Annotated in this window: 18 protein-coding genes; 14 read left to right on the forward strand and 4 right to left on the reverse strand. The window is 40.6% G+C overall.

Annotation, left to right across the window (positions count from 1 at the left end; translation table 11 throughout):
- Positions 1-182 precede the first annotated feature (182 nt).
- The 12 genes from AAEU30_RS14530 to mgtE all read left to right on the forward strand — a co-directional run bounded on the left by AAEU30_RS14530 (position 183) and on the right by mgtE (position 9,450).
- The gene (locus AAEU30_RS14530; protein WP_421961103.1) at positions 183-1,154 is read left to right on the forward strand and encodes a calcium/sodium antiporter; all 972 of its coding nucleotides are present in this window, start codon (positions 183-185) and stop codon (positions 1,152-1,154) included.
- A gap of 23 nt (positions 1,155-1,177) precedes the next feature.
- A complete protein-coding gene (locus AAEU30_RS14535; protein ID WP_421961104.1) occupies positions 1,178-2,149 on the forward strand; it encodes a KpsF/GutQ family sugar-phosphate isomerase in 972 nt (323 codons plus the stop codon).
- A complete protein-coding gene (kdsC, locus tag AAEU30_RS14540) occupies positions 2,150-2,701 on the forward strand; it encodes a 3-deoxy-manno-octulosonate-8-phosphatase KdsC (RefSeq protein ID WP_087533125.1) in 552 nt (183 codons plus the stop codon).
- Complete coding sequence (gene lptC, locus AAEU30_RS14545; RefSeq protein WP_087533126.1) at positions 2,698-3,252, forward strand: LPS export ABC transporter periplasmic protein LptC; 555 nt, start codon at positions 2,698-2,700, stop codon at positions 3,250-3,252. Before kdsC ends, lptC begins: the two co-directional genes overlap by 4 nt.
- Complete coding sequence (gene lptA, locus AAEU30_RS14550; RefSeq protein WP_421961105.1) at positions 3,242-3,769, forward strand: lipopolysaccharide transport periplasmic protein LptA; 528 nt, start codon at positions 3,242-3,244, stop codon at positions 3,767-3,769. Before lptC ends, lptA begins: the two co-directional genes overlap by 11 nt.
- Complete coding sequence (gene lptB / locus AAEU30_RS14555) at positions 3,766-4,491, forward strand: LPS export ABC transporter ATP-binding protein (RefSeq protein WP_087533128.1); 726 nt, start codon at positions 3,766-3,768, stop codon at positions 4,489-4,491. The genes lptA and lptB overlap by 4 nt, the downstream gene beginning before the upstream one ends.
- Before the next feature lie 68 nt (positions 4,492-4,559).
- Positions 4,560-6,056, forward strand: coding sequence for an RNA polymerase factor sigma-54 (locus tag AAEU30_RS14560; protein WP_421961106.1), 1,497 nt, complete (start codon positions 4,560-4,562; stop codon positions 6,054-6,056).
- A gap of 30 nt (positions 6,057-6,086) precedes the next feature.
- Complete coding sequence (gene hpf / locus AAEU30_RS14565; RefSeq protein ID WP_087533130.1) at positions 6,087-6,374, forward strand: ribosome hibernation promoting factor; 288 nt, start codon at positions 6,087-6,089, stop codon at positions 6,372-6,374.
- Between the two features lie 4 nt (positions 6,375-6,378).
- Positions 6,379-6,831 carry a PTS IIA-like nitrogen regulatory protein PtsN gene (gene ptsN, locus AAEU30_RS14570; RefSeq protein WP_421961107.1) on the forward strand — a complete coding sequence of 151 codons (453 nt, stop codon included), beginning with the start codon at positions 6,379-6,381 and terminating at the stop codon, positions 6,829-6,831.
- Between the two features lie 20 nt (positions 6,832-6,851).
- Positions 6,852-7,694 (forward strand): RNase adapter RapZ, encoded by an 843-nt coding sequence (rapZ, locus tag AAEU30_RS14575; RefSeq protein WP_421961108.1) that lies wholly within the window; start codon positions 6,852-6,854, stop codon positions 7,692-7,694.
- Positions 7,695-7,714: 20 nt separating this feature from the next.
- Positions 7,715-7,987, forward strand: coding sequence for an HPr family phosphocarrier protein (locus AAEU30_RS14580; RefSeq protein ID WP_421961109.1), 273 nt, complete (start codon positions 7,715-7,717; stop codon positions 7,985-7,987).
- A 104-nt stretch (positions 7,988-8,091) separates the two neighbouring features.
- Positions 8,092-9,450: a magnesium transporter gene (gene mgtE / locus AAEU30_RS14585; RefSeq protein ID WP_421961110.1), complete on the forward strand. Its 1,359-nt coding sequence runs from the start codon at positions 8,092-8,094 to the stop codon at positions 9,448-9,450.
- Positions 9,451-10,092: 642 nt separating this feature from the next.
- Here the strand turns inward: mgtE and AAEU30_RS14590 are convergent.
- Positions 10,093-10,251, reverse strand: a complete 159-nt coding sequence (locus AAEU30_RS14590; RefSeq protein WP_087533135.1) for a YqaE/Pmp3 family membrane protein — start codon at positions 10,249-10,251, stop codon at positions 10,093-10,095.
- A 73-nt stretch (positions 10,252-10,324) separates the two neighbouring features.
- On the reverse strand, positions 10,325-10,894 hold the full coding sequence (locus tag AAEU30_RS14595) for a BON domain-containing protein (RefSeq protein ID WP_290209447.1): 570 nt from the start codon (positions 10,892-10,894) through the stop codon (positions 10,325-10,327).
- Between the two features lie 328 nt (positions 10,895-11,222).
- Here AAEU30_RS14595 and AAEU30_RS14600 point away from each other — a divergent pair, with 328 nt between their 5' ends.
- Positions 11,223-11,879, forward strand: coding sequence for a LiaF domain-containing protein (locus AAEU30_RS14600; RefSeq protein WP_421961111.1), 657 nt, complete (start codon positions 11,223-11,225; stop codon positions 11,877-11,879).
- A 152-nt stretch (positions 11,880-12,031) separates the two neighbouring features.
- Here the strand turns inward: AAEU30_RS14600 and AAEU30_RS14605 are convergent, their stop codons facing one another.
- Entirely contained in the window at positions 12,032-12,448 is a 417-nt protein-coding gene (locus AAEU30_RS14605; protein WP_421961112.1) for a VOC family protein, read from the reverse strand.
- Between the two features lie 153 nt (positions 12,449-12,601).
- A complete protein-coding gene (pmbA, locus tag AAEU30_RS14610; RefSeq protein WP_421961113.1) occupies positions 12,602-13,951 on the reverse strand; it encodes a metalloprotease PmbA in 1,350 nt (449 codons plus the stop codon).
- A 398-nt stretch (positions 13,952-14,349) separates the two neighbouring features.
- On the opposite strand from pmbA, the gene yjgA reads away from it, so the two are divergent.
- The gene (gene yjgA, locus AAEU30_RS14615; protein WP_087533140.1) at positions 14,350-14,874 is read left to right on the forward strand and encodes a ribosome biogenesis factor YjgA; all 525 of its coding nucleotides are present in this window, start codon (positions 14,350-14,352) and stop codon (positions 14,872-14,874) included.
- The last annotated feature ends 42 nt before the right edge of the window (positions 14,875-14,916 follow it).

The following is a 14,916-nucleotide window of genomic DNA, read 5'->3' on the forward strand; positions in this document are numbered from 1 at the left end:
AATATTCTATGTAATAACACCCTAAGCCTTGCTAACACTGACTTAACCTAGCCTTAAATAAATTTTTCTAAGCTAAAAATAACGACTTACTGAGATATAGACCTGATTCTTTTATTTATACTTTCAGGTTGGCTTTTGTTACTATTTACTGCAATCTGATATTGAATAATTGGCGTAATGTAATGGTGACTTCTTTTGTCATTTTAATTCTTGGATTTGCTGGACTTGTTTGGAGCGCAGATCGCTTTGTTTATGGTGCTGCAGCCCTGGCAAAAAATTTCGGCGTACCGACTTTAATAGTCGGTTTAACCGTTGTTGCTATGGGTTCATCAGCACCTGAAATGATGGTGTCGGCCTCCGCTGCTCTTGCCGGTAAAACGGATACTGCAGTTGGTAATGCAGTCGGTTCAAATATCACTAATATTTTGTTGGTATTAGGTATTACGGCACTGTTGCGCCCGCTTTCGGTATCTTCAACAACACTCAAGCGAGAAATGCCGCTGGTGTTACTTATTTCGGTTGCTGCTTGGTATGTGTTTTCAGATAACTACTTTTCATTTGCCGAAGGCATTGCGCTACTAATTGCATTTATTGTTTTTATTGCTGGGCTTATCATCATTTCGATTCGCGCTAAAAACCAAGTCGATGACCCATTTGTTAGTGAAGCCTGTGAAGATGTGCCAGATAATGTTCCAACTAAATCAGCACTATTTTGGCTCGTCGTCGGCATGGTCGTACTGCCTTTAAGTTCTCACTTTTTAGTTGGTTCAGCTGTTGATATTGCAAAGTATTTTGGTTTAAGCGATTTAGTCATCGGCTTGACTATTATTGCTATCGGTACCAGCTTGCCTGAACTTGCAGCTTGTATTGCAGGGGTACTAAAAAACGAAGACGACTTAGCATTGGGTAATATTGTTGGCTCTAATATTTTTAACTTACTAGCCGTTTTACCATTAGCGGGGATTATAAATCCTTCGATAATTGACCCGTCTGCGGCAAACCGTGACGCGCTAATTATGATAGGTGCCACCATCGCATTAATCGCTATGTCCTTGAGTTTTCGTGGGGCGCGCCGTATTAATAGAGTTGAAGGTGGCTTATTATTAGCCGCGTTTGTTGCTTATCAAGGTTATATTTTTAGCCAAGTAGCTTAATACCGAATAAATTGGACAACACAATGACGCAGTTAAATTTTATTGAACAAGGAAAACGAGTACTTGATATTGAACGTCAAGCCCTTGTTGATATAGCTCAATACCTAGACGAAAACTTTAACCAGGCCTGTCAGTTGATGTATCAATGCCAAGGCCGAATTATCGTTGTCGGCATGGGCAAGTCGGGCCATATTGGCAATAAAATTGCTGCTACATTAGCAAGCACCGGTACACCGGCTTTTTTTGTTCACCCTGGTGAAGCGAGCCACGGTGATTTAGGTATGATCACCCGTGGTGATGTAGTCATGCTGATATCTAATTCTGGCGAAACCAGTGAGGTGCTCAATATAATCCCAGTGATTAAACGCATTGGCGCTAAAATGATCGCAATGACCAGCAACCCAACATCGTCAATGGCAAATTGGGCTGATGCTCATGTATGCATTAAAGTATCTAAAGAAGCTTGCCCTCTTGGCCTTGCACCAACAGCCAGCACCACAGCAACACTTGCAATGGGAGATGCAATAGCCGTCGCCCTACTTGAGACACGAGGTTTCACAGCCGACGATTTTGCCCTATCACACCCAGGCGGCAGTTTAGGCAAACGTTTATTACTGTGCTTAAAAGATTTAATGCATGATGGCGCCTCAACGCCTATTATTAAAGACACCCAATGCATTAAAGACGCTTTAATAGAAATGTCAGCCAAAGGCCTAGGCATGACAGCAATTGTAAACAACCTTGGCCAACTTAATGGTTTGTTCACTGACGGTGATTTACGTCGTATTTTAGAGCAACGTATCGATATACATAGCACACTTATCAGTGAAGTCATGACACGTTCGTGTACCACGGCAACTGCGGACATGCTTGCCGCCGAAGCGCTTAATATTATGGAGCGTAAACGTATTAACGGTCTTATTGTCATTGATGAAAATCGTCACCCCATTGGTGCACTAAATATGCAAGACTTGCTCAAAGCAGGAGTGTTATAAATGCAATTTGCTGACTTATACCAGCCACTGAGCTTAGATGCTCAAACCCGCGCTAAAAAAATTAAATTGCTTATCTGTGATATTGACGGCGTATTTTCTGATGGTCGAATTTACTTAGGTAATCAAGGCGAAGAATTAAAAGCATTTAATACCAAAGATGGTTTTGGCATCAAAGCGCTAATCAACAGCGGTTTTGATGTTGCTGTTATCACTGGACGTCATTCACAGATAGTTCAGCAGCGAATGACTAGCCTAACAGTACAACATATTTATCAAGGCCAAGAAAATAAGCTGCAAGCCTATCAAGAGCTTAAAGATAAACTGAGCTTAACCGATGAGCAAATCGCCTATATTGGCGATGATGGCCCTGATCTTCCTGTTATGGAGCAAGTTGGCTTTGCAGTAGCGGTGAACGATGCACACCCGTTAATCAAACGCGTATCGCATTATACCACTATGCTACCGGGTGGGTTTGGCGCTGTAAGAGAGCTCACTGATTTATTAATGCTTGAAAACGAAAAATCGCTAACCAGCGAAGGAACCAGCTCATGAATAGTGCGCGTTTAGTTTTAAGCGTATTATTTATAAGCTGTATGGTTTGGCTTTGGTATCCATATTTTAACCAAACAAACATAGAGCAGCTCGTTGAAGAAGATGTTATTGCCAAGCCCGATTACACCGCTGTGGCTTTAAAACAAACAGCCTTTGATGAGCAAGGTAAAATAAGCCACAAAGTCACCGCTGCAAAAATGGAATTATATCAGCAGTTAGGGTTCACTTACTTTGAAGAGCCTATTTTCACTTTATACAATCAAGAACAAATGTGGCAAATTAATGCAGCAGAAGCCACATTGTATGAAAATAACCAGCTGGTTTTAGAAGGCAATGTGACGGCGAAAAACCTCACAAACAATGCCATGATAGACCATATTAATGCCGATAACATTCAAGTTGATATTGAACTTCAAACCATGAGTTCAGAGCAACCAGTCGAGTTAGTCGGCCCAAATTTAAAAATTACTGGGCGCGGATTACAAGCCGATTTAAAAGCCGAAGTAATTGAACTAATTAACCATACGCGAACCATATATTATGACCAATAAACTTGCCAACCTACTTATAATACCAAGCTTATTCATTGCATATTCGAGCTTTGCCCAAGATACAATGCCACCGGCCGATCAGGTCTCAATCAGCGCCGATAAACAACAAGCTCAACTTAAATCTAATGTCGGTATTTTTGAAAAAAACGTTGAAATTATCCACGGTAACCGCCGTATTAAAGCAGATCGCCTTGAAGTACATAAACGTGAAGACTTAGGCGATAACAAACAGCTACTCGTGGCCACTGGCAAACCTGCATACTTTGAAGAAAAACAAGCCGATGGCACCCTAATGAGCGCCAGTGCTGACGAAGTTCGTTACGATGTAGCAAAGCGCCTGTTAACTTTAATTGGCAACGCGAAAGTAACCCAAGCAGGACAAAAAATTAACGCTAAAAGCATCACCTACGATATGGAACAGCAACTAATAAGTGCTGAAAGAGGCGAAGACTCAAATGACCGCGTGCATACAATTTTAGTACCTGTCGATAGCAAAAAATCAAAAGGCCAGCTATGAGTACATTAAAAGCCGAGTTTTTAGCAAAAAGCTACAAGGGCCGCCAAGTTGTAAAAAGTGTTGGCTTAGAAGTTAGCGCTGGGAGTATTGTTGGTCTGCTAGGCCCTAATGGCGCAGGCAAAACCACTACTTTTTATATGATTGTTGGCTTAGTGCCCAGCGATAAAGGTAAAATTAGTATTGATGATAACGATATTACATTATTACCCATGCACAGCCGTGCTCGCTTAGGAATTGGCTATTTACCACAAGAGTCATCTATTTTTCGTAAATTGACCGTTTACCAAAACCTCATGGCGATTTTAGAAACCCGTAAAGAGCTAAACAAAACAGCCCGTGAAGAAGCCTTAGATAGCCTACTTGATGAATTTAGCATTCAACACATTCGCGACAGCCAAGGTATGGCATTGTCAGGTGGTGAGCGCCGTCGAGTTGAAATTGCGCGCGCTTTAGCCGCAAATCCTAAATTTATTCTGTTAGATGAGCCTTTTGCTGGCGTTGATCCCATTTCAGTGTTAGATATAAAGAAGATTATCGAGCACCTTAAAAACCGTGGTATCGGCGTACTTATAACCGACCACAATGTAAGAGAAACCCTTGATGTTTGCGAAAAAGCCTACATTGTTTCTCATGGGGAGTTAATTGCATCAGGAACTCCTGAGCATGTACTTGCCAACCAAACAGTTCGCGATGTATATCTGGGTGAGCAATTTAGGCTATAAAGCAACGCTCAGCTAACTATCTGCTAAACTAAATTATGACAACACAATAAAAGGATTGTTAGAGATAAATGAGGCAATCACTCCAGCTGCGCATGGGCCAGCAACTTACAATGACTCCACAACTGCAACAAGCAATTCGCTTATTGCAGCTAAGTACATTGGATCTCCAGCAAGAAATTCAAGAAGCACTCGACAGCAATCCATTGCTTGAAGTTGAAGAGCAAGAGTTTAGTGACGAAACGGCTGGCAAAAATGAACAAAAACAAGATACCGAAGACGTCACAGTAAGTGCTTCTGCCGATGAGACACCAAGCGAATACGAACAAGAAAGCAGTGAAGCACTTAATAAAGACACCGTAAGTGACGATATGGCTATGGATGTGACCTGGGATGAGTACATGAGCGCCGCTCCTGCCAGCTCATCAGGCCCGATGCCTGAAGATGAATCTATTTATCAAGGGGCTTCAACCGAAACCTTGCATGAATATATTATGTGGCAGTTACAGCTAACCCCATTTAGTCCGACCGACGAGGCGATTGCGATTGCCATTGTCGAAGCTATCGACGACTCAGGTATTTTAACCTTAAGCTGTGAAGACATTGCTGAAAGCCTAAATAAAGATAATAACGAAGAAGAAATTGAGCTTGATGAAGTTCAGGCGGTTCTAAAACGTATTCAACTGTTTGACCCAATTGGTATTGGCGCACGCAGCTTGCAAGAATGTTTATGTATTCAACTAAATCAATTTGACCCCGCAACTCCTTGGATTAGCGAAACAAAAATGATTTTAACTGAACATATCGATTTATTAGCCAGTCGCGACTACCGAACTTTGATGAAAAAGACTAAGCTTAAGGAAGATGAGCTTAAAGAAGTGATGACACTCATCCACAGTCTAAACCCAAAGCCTGCGGATAGTATTGTACGTGAAGAATCTGAATACGTTATTCCAGATGTCTCAGTAAAGAAAATCAAAGGCCGTTGGGTTGTTGAGTTAAATCCCGATAGCATGCCTAAAATTAGAGTAAACAGCCAATATGCAGCTATGTCTCGCTCGGTTAAATCGAGTAGCGACAGCCAATTTATTCGCTCCCACTTGCAAGAAGCAAAGTGGTTTATAAAAAGTTTAGAAAGCCGTAATGACACATTACTCAAAGTAACCAACTGCATCGTTAAACAGCAGCAAGGATTCTTTGAACATGGTCCCGAGGCAATGCGCCCTATGGTATTAAACGATGTTGCTGAAATGGTCGAGATGCATGAATCAACCATTTCACGGGTTACCACCCAAAAGTACATGCACACCCCAAGAGGGATTTTTGAGTTAAAATATTTTTTCTCAAGTCATGTAAGCACTGAAAACGGTGGGGAATGTTCGTCTACAGCGATCCGCGCATTAATCAAAAAATTAATTAGCGCAGAAAACTCAGCGAAACCATTGAGTGATAGCAAAATTGCAGATATATTGGCAGAGCAAGGTATCAAAGTAGCTAGACGTACAATCGCAAAATATCGCGAGTCACTGGCTATTCCACCGTCAAATCAAAGAAAGAGCTTGATTTAAGGCGTAAAAAAACAAAGAAGGAAAATGCTTATGCAACTGAATTTAACTGGTCGTCACGTAGAAATTACCGATTCACTTAGAGACTATGTACACAATAAGTTTGCAAAGCTTGAAAGGCACTTTGATCATATAAACAACGTGCACGTCATTTTAGACGTAGAAAAGCTAAGCCAAAAAGCAGAAGCCACAATACACCTCAGTGGTGCTGATTTATTTGCTTCAACAGAACACCAAGACATGTACGCTGCGATTGACGCCCTAATAGATAAACTAGACCGTCAAGTTATCAAACACAAAGAGAAGCACGCTCGACACTAATATTATGAAACTAAGTTCACTTACTTGTAAGGACTGCAGTAAAGCTGCGGTCCTTTTTAATAGCAAAAAACGAATTTTAGAATTTATTAGCCAGTTGGCTCATGAACAACTCCCTCACCTTTCAGAACAAGAAATTCTTAACTCGCTACTTAATCGAGAGAAACTAGGAAGCACGGGTATTGGCCGTGGAATTGCTATACCTCACGGTAGAATGACTGGTGTTGATACACCATTAGCACTGATACTAGTGAGTGAAACGCCCATTAATTTTGATGCGATTGATAATCGTCCTGTTGATATATTTGTGGCACTCATCGTACCTGATGGTGAGAGTCAACTTCATTTAAAGACCTTGGCCACAATTGCTGATAAACTTAACGATAAAGATTTTTGTAAACAATTACGTAGCGCTAAATCAGACCACGACTTATACCAAGTTATTGTCGAGCAGTCATAAGAAAGTGAAGGAGTCATTACATGGAGTTAATTATCATCAGTGGGCGCTCGGGTTCTGGTAAATCTGTTGCCCTTCGCGTATTAGAAGATCTGGGTTATTATTGTGTTGATAATATTCCTGTGAACTTGCTGCCTTCACTCGTACGAAGCGTTTCTGATAACTATGATAAAACAGCCGTTAGTATTGATGTGCGCAATCTGCCAAAAGAACAGGAAGAGTTTAATGACATCCTTGAGTATTTACCTGGCTTTGCAAACCCGACTTTATTTTATTTAGACAGTGACGACCAAACACTGATCAAGCGCTTTTCAGAAACGCGCCGTTTACACCCATTATCTTTAGACTCTTTACCCCTTGATTTGGCTATCAAGCAAGAGAAAGTATTGCTTGATGTATTGATCACGCGTGCTGATTTTATCCTTGATACTACTGACTTAAGCGTTCATCAACTAGCTGAATCAATTCGCGAAAAAATCTTAGGAAAAAAAGATAAAAAGTTGATTATCACTTTTGAGTCCTTTGGTTTTAAGCACGGTATTCCTAAAGAAGCTGATTACGTATTCGATGCACGCTTTTTACCAAACCCACATTGGGAGCTTGAGCTAAAGCCACTAACAGGCCTAGATCAACCAGTAAAAGATTATTTAGCTAGCCACAGTATTGTGCAGAAGTTTACATGGCAAATTCAAACATTTGTGCAAACCTGGCTACCGCATTTAGAGCGCAATAACCGCAGCTATCTCACAATTGCAATTGGTTGTACTGGTGGTCAACACCGATCTGTTTATCTAGCACAAACTATAGGTGAGAGCTTTGCAATGAGTCATAGCAATGTAAAAATCCGCCACCGTGAACAAGAATAATACCTGCTACAGGCTTTGATATGCATTTAGAAGACACTTTTTTAATAAAGAATAAGTTAGGATTACATGCACGAGCTGCCAGCGTTTTAGCCCAGCTCGCGCTGAAGTTCGATGCGACGATTACCCTATACCAAGACGATAAACAAGCCGCTGGAGACAGCGTTTTAGCTTTAATGTTGCTTGAGAGCAGTCAAGGCAAAGAAGTTAAAGTCGTATGCGAAGGACCGGATGCCAAGCCTGCACTAGAGGCCATTGGTGAGCTAATCGAACAACGTTTTCACGAGCACGAATAGCGATTTATTTTTAAAATTGCGTTAAACTGAATAAAGATAAGCAAGTATATAAAGTCTACTTTGCTATCGCCCTACCCAATAAAATTTGTAACCTAAGGACGCCAATGCCTGAAGCTTTTGAACAAGATTACCCACTACAACAACTAAAACAAGTGACCAAGTCACTCAATAGTGGTCAATTTGTTCAAGTTAGGCGAATGTTGGCAAAAACAGCTCCTTGTGACACAGCACTATTACTCGAATCATCCCCGCATAAGATCCGTAAATTACTCTGGCAATTAGTTGATCCTGATGTTCAAGGTGATGTTTTAGAGGAGCTTTCTGAAGACGTACGATTAGGTATCATCGCGCAAATGGAGCCGGAGCACATAGCTGCGGCAACAGAAGACATGAGCCATGATGATCTTGGGGAGGTGTTACGTAGTTTACCAGACACCGTCTACCAAGATGTTGTTGGAGCTATGGATACCCAAGATAGAGAACGTGCAACTCAGGCACTTTCATATCAAGAGCGCTCTGCTGGTGCCCTAATGAATACGGACACAGTAACAATTCGTCCTGATGTTACTATTGATGTGGTGCTTCGTTATTTACGCCTACGCGGAGAGCTGCCTGAAGGCACCGATGATCTATACGTTGTAGATAAACATAATTGTTTTCTCGGGGCTATGTCACTAACAACGCTTTTGACTAACCCACCAGATAAAATTATTCGTGACTTAATGGATGAAGACTGTGAGTCAATTTCAATCGCCATGGATGAAAGCGAAGTTGCCCAACTATTCGAGCGACACAATTGGATATCAGCACCAGTCGTTGATGATAATGACCATTTGCTTGGCCGTATCACAATCGATGATATCGTTGATGTTATCCGTGAAGACGCTGAACACAGCTTGTTAAGCTTAGCCGGTCTCGATGATGAAGAAGATACTTTCGCTCCCGTCTTAAAAAGCTCGAAGAAACGTTCTGTGTGGTTAGGTGTAAACTTATTAACAGCGCTTCTGGCCGCTATTGTAGCGAGTTTTTTCGAAAATACCTTGGCTATATTGCCGATCCTAGCGGTACTCAACGGTATAGTGCCTTCAATGGGGGGCGTAGCAGGTAGCCAAACTTTAACTTTAGTGATCCGTGGTATTGCTGTGGGTCACATCAATCAAACAAACCAACGCTTTTTAATGTTAAAAGAGCTCGCAATTGGTGCAATCAACGGCATGGTTTGGTCTATCTTAATAGCCGGTGTCGTTGCTATTTGGCAATGGGATTTTAAACTGGGTGGCGTTTTAGCGTTTGCTATGTTTATGAATTTGGTAGCTGCAGGTATTGCGGGTGCTAGTATTCCACTACTACTTAAAAAGATGAAAATTGATCCTGCGCTCGCGGGCAGTGTTGTATTAACAACAATCACAGATATTGTTGGCATATTCGCCTTCTTAGGTACTGCGACTTGGTTACTTATCTAGGTTCTTCGAAATTTAATAGAATCGTTTTTAGACGTGTTCATAAGTGCATGCTCTCAATTAGATAAGCATGCACTTATGATTTAATGGATACCATCCTAGCAATCTCCCTGTTTACTCTAAAACTACGACAACAATTTACTAAGTAATTTGTTCATCCTTGCCACTTATCCATTGTGATACGTCCAATCCTTGTCACTTATCCATCATGATACATTCAATCCTTGTCACATATCCATCGTGATACGTTCAATCCTTGTCACATCCATCGTGATACATTCAATCCTTGTCACATATCCATCGTGATACGTTCAATCCTTGTCACATCCATCGTGATACATTCAATCCTTGTCACTTATCCATTGTGGTACGTTCATTCCTTGTCACCTACCCATTGTGATATGCTCAATCCTTGTCACTTATCCATTGTGATACCTTCAATCCTTGTCACCTATCCATCGTGATACCTTCAATCCTTGTCACTTATCCATAGTGATACATTCATCCTTTGATCATGAGTTCATAAATTGCTTCCACTGCTTAGCTGTCCATAACGCCGTTGCACATTCAGCTTTTCTTTGCTGAGAGCCCTTTTGTACATGTTCCATAGCTCCTCCTTGTAAGACTTGTATCGCTAAGACTTAGTTAACGTCTGGCGATTATGTAAATCGCATGAATTAAACCAGGAATATACCCTAGTAATGTTAACAAAATATTAATCCAAAACTGTGCCCCTAAACCAACTTGTAAAAAAACACCAAGTGGTGGGATCAACACTGATAGTATAATTCGTATTAAATCCATTGTGATCGCTCCTTGCCAATTTGCTAAAATGCATAAGAAAGCCCAGCCTAGCTGGGCATTTCATAATAAGTGATTATTCAGCAACAACAGTTAATTCATCAACTACGTCGCGAACATCTTCAGCATTTTTAGCAATTTTCATCGCTAGCTGTTTTTCAGCTTCTGATTCAACAGTACCTTTAAGTGTAACTACACCTTTATCAGTATCTACGTCGATATCTGTACCGCCAACTTCTGAATTAAATAAGAAGCGTGTCGTGATCACCGTACTAATTTTTGCGTCTGTTAAATCGCTTTCAGTGTCATCAACATCAGATTTCATGCGTTTGTGGTCGGTATCAACATTTTTAACGACAGTCAGTTCGTTATCAACATCATTTACACCATCAAGGCTTAATACAAGCTCTTCAGCAAGCTCTTTATCTAAGTCGCTTTCCACTTTACCTGTTAGCACAACCTTGCCATTTTTTACGTCAGTGTTAATGTCAAAGTTGTTAAGATTAGTGTTCATTAAAAGAACTGTTTCTGCCTTACCATCAATCCAAGCATCTTTACTTTCATTTTCCCAGCTGCTTGCTTGTGCACCCATAGCTGTTGTACCAAGAACTAAAGCCGCAATCATAGATTTGTTAAATGTTTTCATAATCTTTCTCCTTTTGATTAAAGACACTTAAGTTAATGCGAACATCAAGCCAACTTTTAAATAACTACAAATCAATCACTTAGAAGAACTTGGCATTTTATAGCTATATTCACCTGGTAATAATTTACAAACAATTCGGTAATTTGTTCTGCTTGTGTCAGATTTACCATTTAGTCGTTGTTTTTATTAATCAGTCGTTAATATTACTACTTAAAAATTGAGTGTAAAAAATAAGCAACTGAATTTTAAGAAGTTAATTATTGGCCTGAGCTTTGCTTTAGTTATCGCAGTTAAAAAATAATACAGCCATTACATAGGGATACCCGTCATGACAGTTAAAATAGAAGATCGCCCAATCGAACAAGTACGCGAACAAGTTATTGATCAATTAATCTATAACTACAGTCATGGGGTAATATCTGCAGAAGCATTCGAACGTCGCTTAGACCAAGCTATGGCCGCAACAGACAACTTAGTGTTAATGGAGCTAGTGGGTGATTTAGATTTAAAAGCTGATGCCAGTTACCAAAATGAAAAGCGTGCGCAGTTTAGCCCACACTATAGTAACCAAAGCCAAGATGAAACATTACATTTAAAGAGTATATTAGGCTCCAATGAACGCAGTGGCCAATGGGTAGTACCCAAAGAAATTCATATCACCAATCTATTAGGTTCAATTGAATTAGATTTCACCGATGCAATATTTCAACATCAGCATATAACTTTGCACGTTAATTGTTTATTAGGTAGCGACGAGATATACGTGCCTGAGCATGTTAATGTGGTATCTAAAATATTTAGTGTTGTTGGCAGTGTTGAAAACAAGTCTGTATCACTGAACAAACTACATGGCCCAACTATTACTATAGAAGGCAAAGTGATACTCGGCTCAGTAGAGATAAAAGTAAAACGTACCATTAAAGAAAAGTTTGTCTCCTTTGCTAATAGCCTAAAAACCAGCTGGAAAGATATGAATAAATCTTAAAGCTCCCTCCTACAAATAAATAACCGTAGGAACAGGCTTCAGCCGTTATGATATTTAGATTTGCGATATATGAAACCCATCGGCGCTAAAGCGCTCTCCTACGTTTTAATATAACGTGGGAGCAGGCTTCAGCTTTAGTTAATAGCTTTGAATCAAAAATCATTATTACGCTCTTTGGGTATGTCACTGAGGTACTCAACAAACTCAACTTCAAAACCGGCAGGGTCAATAAAATACACATTTTTACGAAAAGGATTGTCTGCGCCAGGCTTATCAATACTGTAGCCCGCAAGCTCTAAGCGGTTAATAACCGCAGCAATATCATTTGTAACGTATGCAAAGTGTGCCAAGCCGACCTGATGACCTGTTAAATCTCGGTTTTTTTGCTCTCCATTATCACTCAACGCTAAATAGTGATAATCATCGCCAAAGTGCAACCATTGTCTTGGCTTTCCATGCCAAGCGCTTTTACCCTGACTTCTGATATACCAATGTGGAAATGCCGCTTTATAAAAGTGCAGCATTGCATCAACGTCATCAACAACTAAATTCACGTGCTCTAAATACATAATAAAATTCCTTTATTAAAATAATTAAAGCCAGCTTAAAACCTAAAGTTAAGTTGAGGTAAAGTGTTTTTATAAATGAAAGGCATTAGGTTCTAGGAACTAGGTTGGAGGCCCTAGAACCTAGTCATGTAGTTTATAGCCTATAACTTACGGCTAGCTTCCCGCTATTTGCATTTCTTCAATCAGAACTGAACCTGTTTGAATTCCGCCACGGCGTTCTATATCGCCACCTAAGCCAACAATTGCTTTAAACATGTCTTGCAGCTTGCCAGCTATAGTAATTTCACTTACAGGGTATTGTATCTCGCCATTTTCAACCCAAAAACCTGCTGCACCACGTGAGTAATCACCGGTTACGGTATTTACACCTTGGCCCATTAGTTCGGTTACTAACAAACCTGTGCCCATAGCTTTAAGTAATTGCGCTAAATCCTGGTGAGTTTGCTCAACAAGCCAATTATGGATACCACCAGCATGACCTGTTGGTGTCATATTCATTTTCCGAGCTGCGTAGCTGGCTAATAGATAAGTTTGTAATTCACCGCCTTGAATAATTTCACGGTCAATGGTCTTTACCCCTTCGCTATCAAAAGGTGTCGATGCGAGCCCTTTTAAAAGATGAGGACGCTCAGAGATATTAACAACATCACTAAATACTTGCGTACCTAGGCTGTCCATTAAAAAGCTCGATTTACGATACAAAGCACCGCCACCAATTGCAGATACCAAATGGCCAAATAATGAATTAGCAATATCAGCACGAAAGATAACTGGCACTTTCATCGTGCCCAACTTTTGGCTATTTAATTTGGCTAACGTTTCACTTGCGGCCTCTAGCCCAACTGCTGCAGCATCTTTCAAACCACTTTGTTCGCGAGACACGGTATACGCTGAATCACGCTGCATTTGTTCGCCATCTTTACCAATAACCATAGTACTGATGCTATGACGTGTACGCGGGTAACCTGCAATTAAGCCGTGGCTGTTACCATACACCCGCAAGCCTTGGTGAGATGAAAAACTCGCCCCGTCTGAATTAACAATGCGCTCATCGGCATTAAGCGCTGCTTGCTCAGCACTATGGCAAAGCTCAATACCTTGTTCTGGACTAACATCCCACGGGTGATATAAATCAAGATCGAGCGGTGCAAACTCTAATAGTTCTTTATCTGCTACCCCGTTGTGCGGATCATCAGAGGTAAACTTAGCAATATCGATGGCTTTTTCAACTACAGTGCGCAAAGTTTTCGGGTTTAGATCTGCTGTAGAGGCAGAGCCTTTATGATTGCCGACATAAACACTGATGCCTAGGCCGCCATCTTGATTAAATTCAATGGTTTCAACTTCGCCCATGCGAGTACTGACAGATAAACCAGAGGTGCTCGACATGGCCGCTTCAGCACCTGTTGCACCAAGTTTTTTTGCGTGTTCTAACACTTCTGCTACGGCGTCTTTTACTTGAGAAATTTGTGTATAAATAGGATCTTGCTGTTGGCTTTTCATGTTCGTAGGTCCTGCGCGGCTATCACTTTTAATATAGTTTAAATGCTAACACACCCAGTGCATTGCATCAGCTAATATTAATCATTAAAAGAATCACATATATACCCAAGCCACCTCAAGATACAGAATTCAGCGTTTCACAGGGGCTTAATATCAAGGCGTTACTTTGCAAAAATGGCAGTCCCTTTTAAGAAGTAACAACGATGAGAGTAAGTGCCTGTGAAACGCCCAATGGGTTGGTCTAAAAGCGATTTATACTGCGTTATTGATTTTAATAATAGAACCACTATTACTTGCAATCAATGCCTTGCCTAAATCGCTTTTAACTCCAACGACACTCGCATCTTGAGGTGGTTTGGGTATAATGACCCCAGTTAACGATCTTATATGAGCACCCCATGGCGAAGAAAAAAGGCAACCCTGCTGAAATTGAAGAAGAAATTATTTACGTATCGAAAAGTGAACTTAAGCGTGATGCGCAAGAGTTTCATCAGTTAGGTTCTGACATTGCTAAAATGGGCAAAAAGCAGCGCGAGCGCTTACCTCTAAATGATGATCTAAAAGAAGCAATGGTTGTTGCTGATAAGATAAGTAACAAAAGTGACGCTTACCGTCGTCACCTAAATTACATTGCTAAAACGCTACGTACCGTTGAAAATATCGATGAGATCAAAGCTATCATCGATATTATGCTCAATAAAAATAATCAAGCCGAAGTAATGATCAAAAAAATTGAGCAGTTACGCAGCGACCTGATTGAGCAAGGTGATGATCTAATCAATGAAACGATTGAGCAATACCCAGCACTTGAGCGCCAAAAAATGCGTCAACTAGTAAGAAACGCGGCAAAAGAAGTAAAAGCTGAAAAGCCAGCTCGAAGCTATAAAGAGCTATTTCAGTACTTGAAAGACACCATGATGTAATTTCTGTTAGCAGATTAAAGGTATTAAACTTTAATCTGCTTG

The organism is Pseudoalteromonas mucoides (assembly GCF_049257175.1).
In the GTDB taxonomy this organism is placed as follows: domain Bacteria; phylum Pseudomonadota; class Gammaproteobacteria; order Enterobacterales; family Alteromonadaceae; genus Pseudoalteromonas.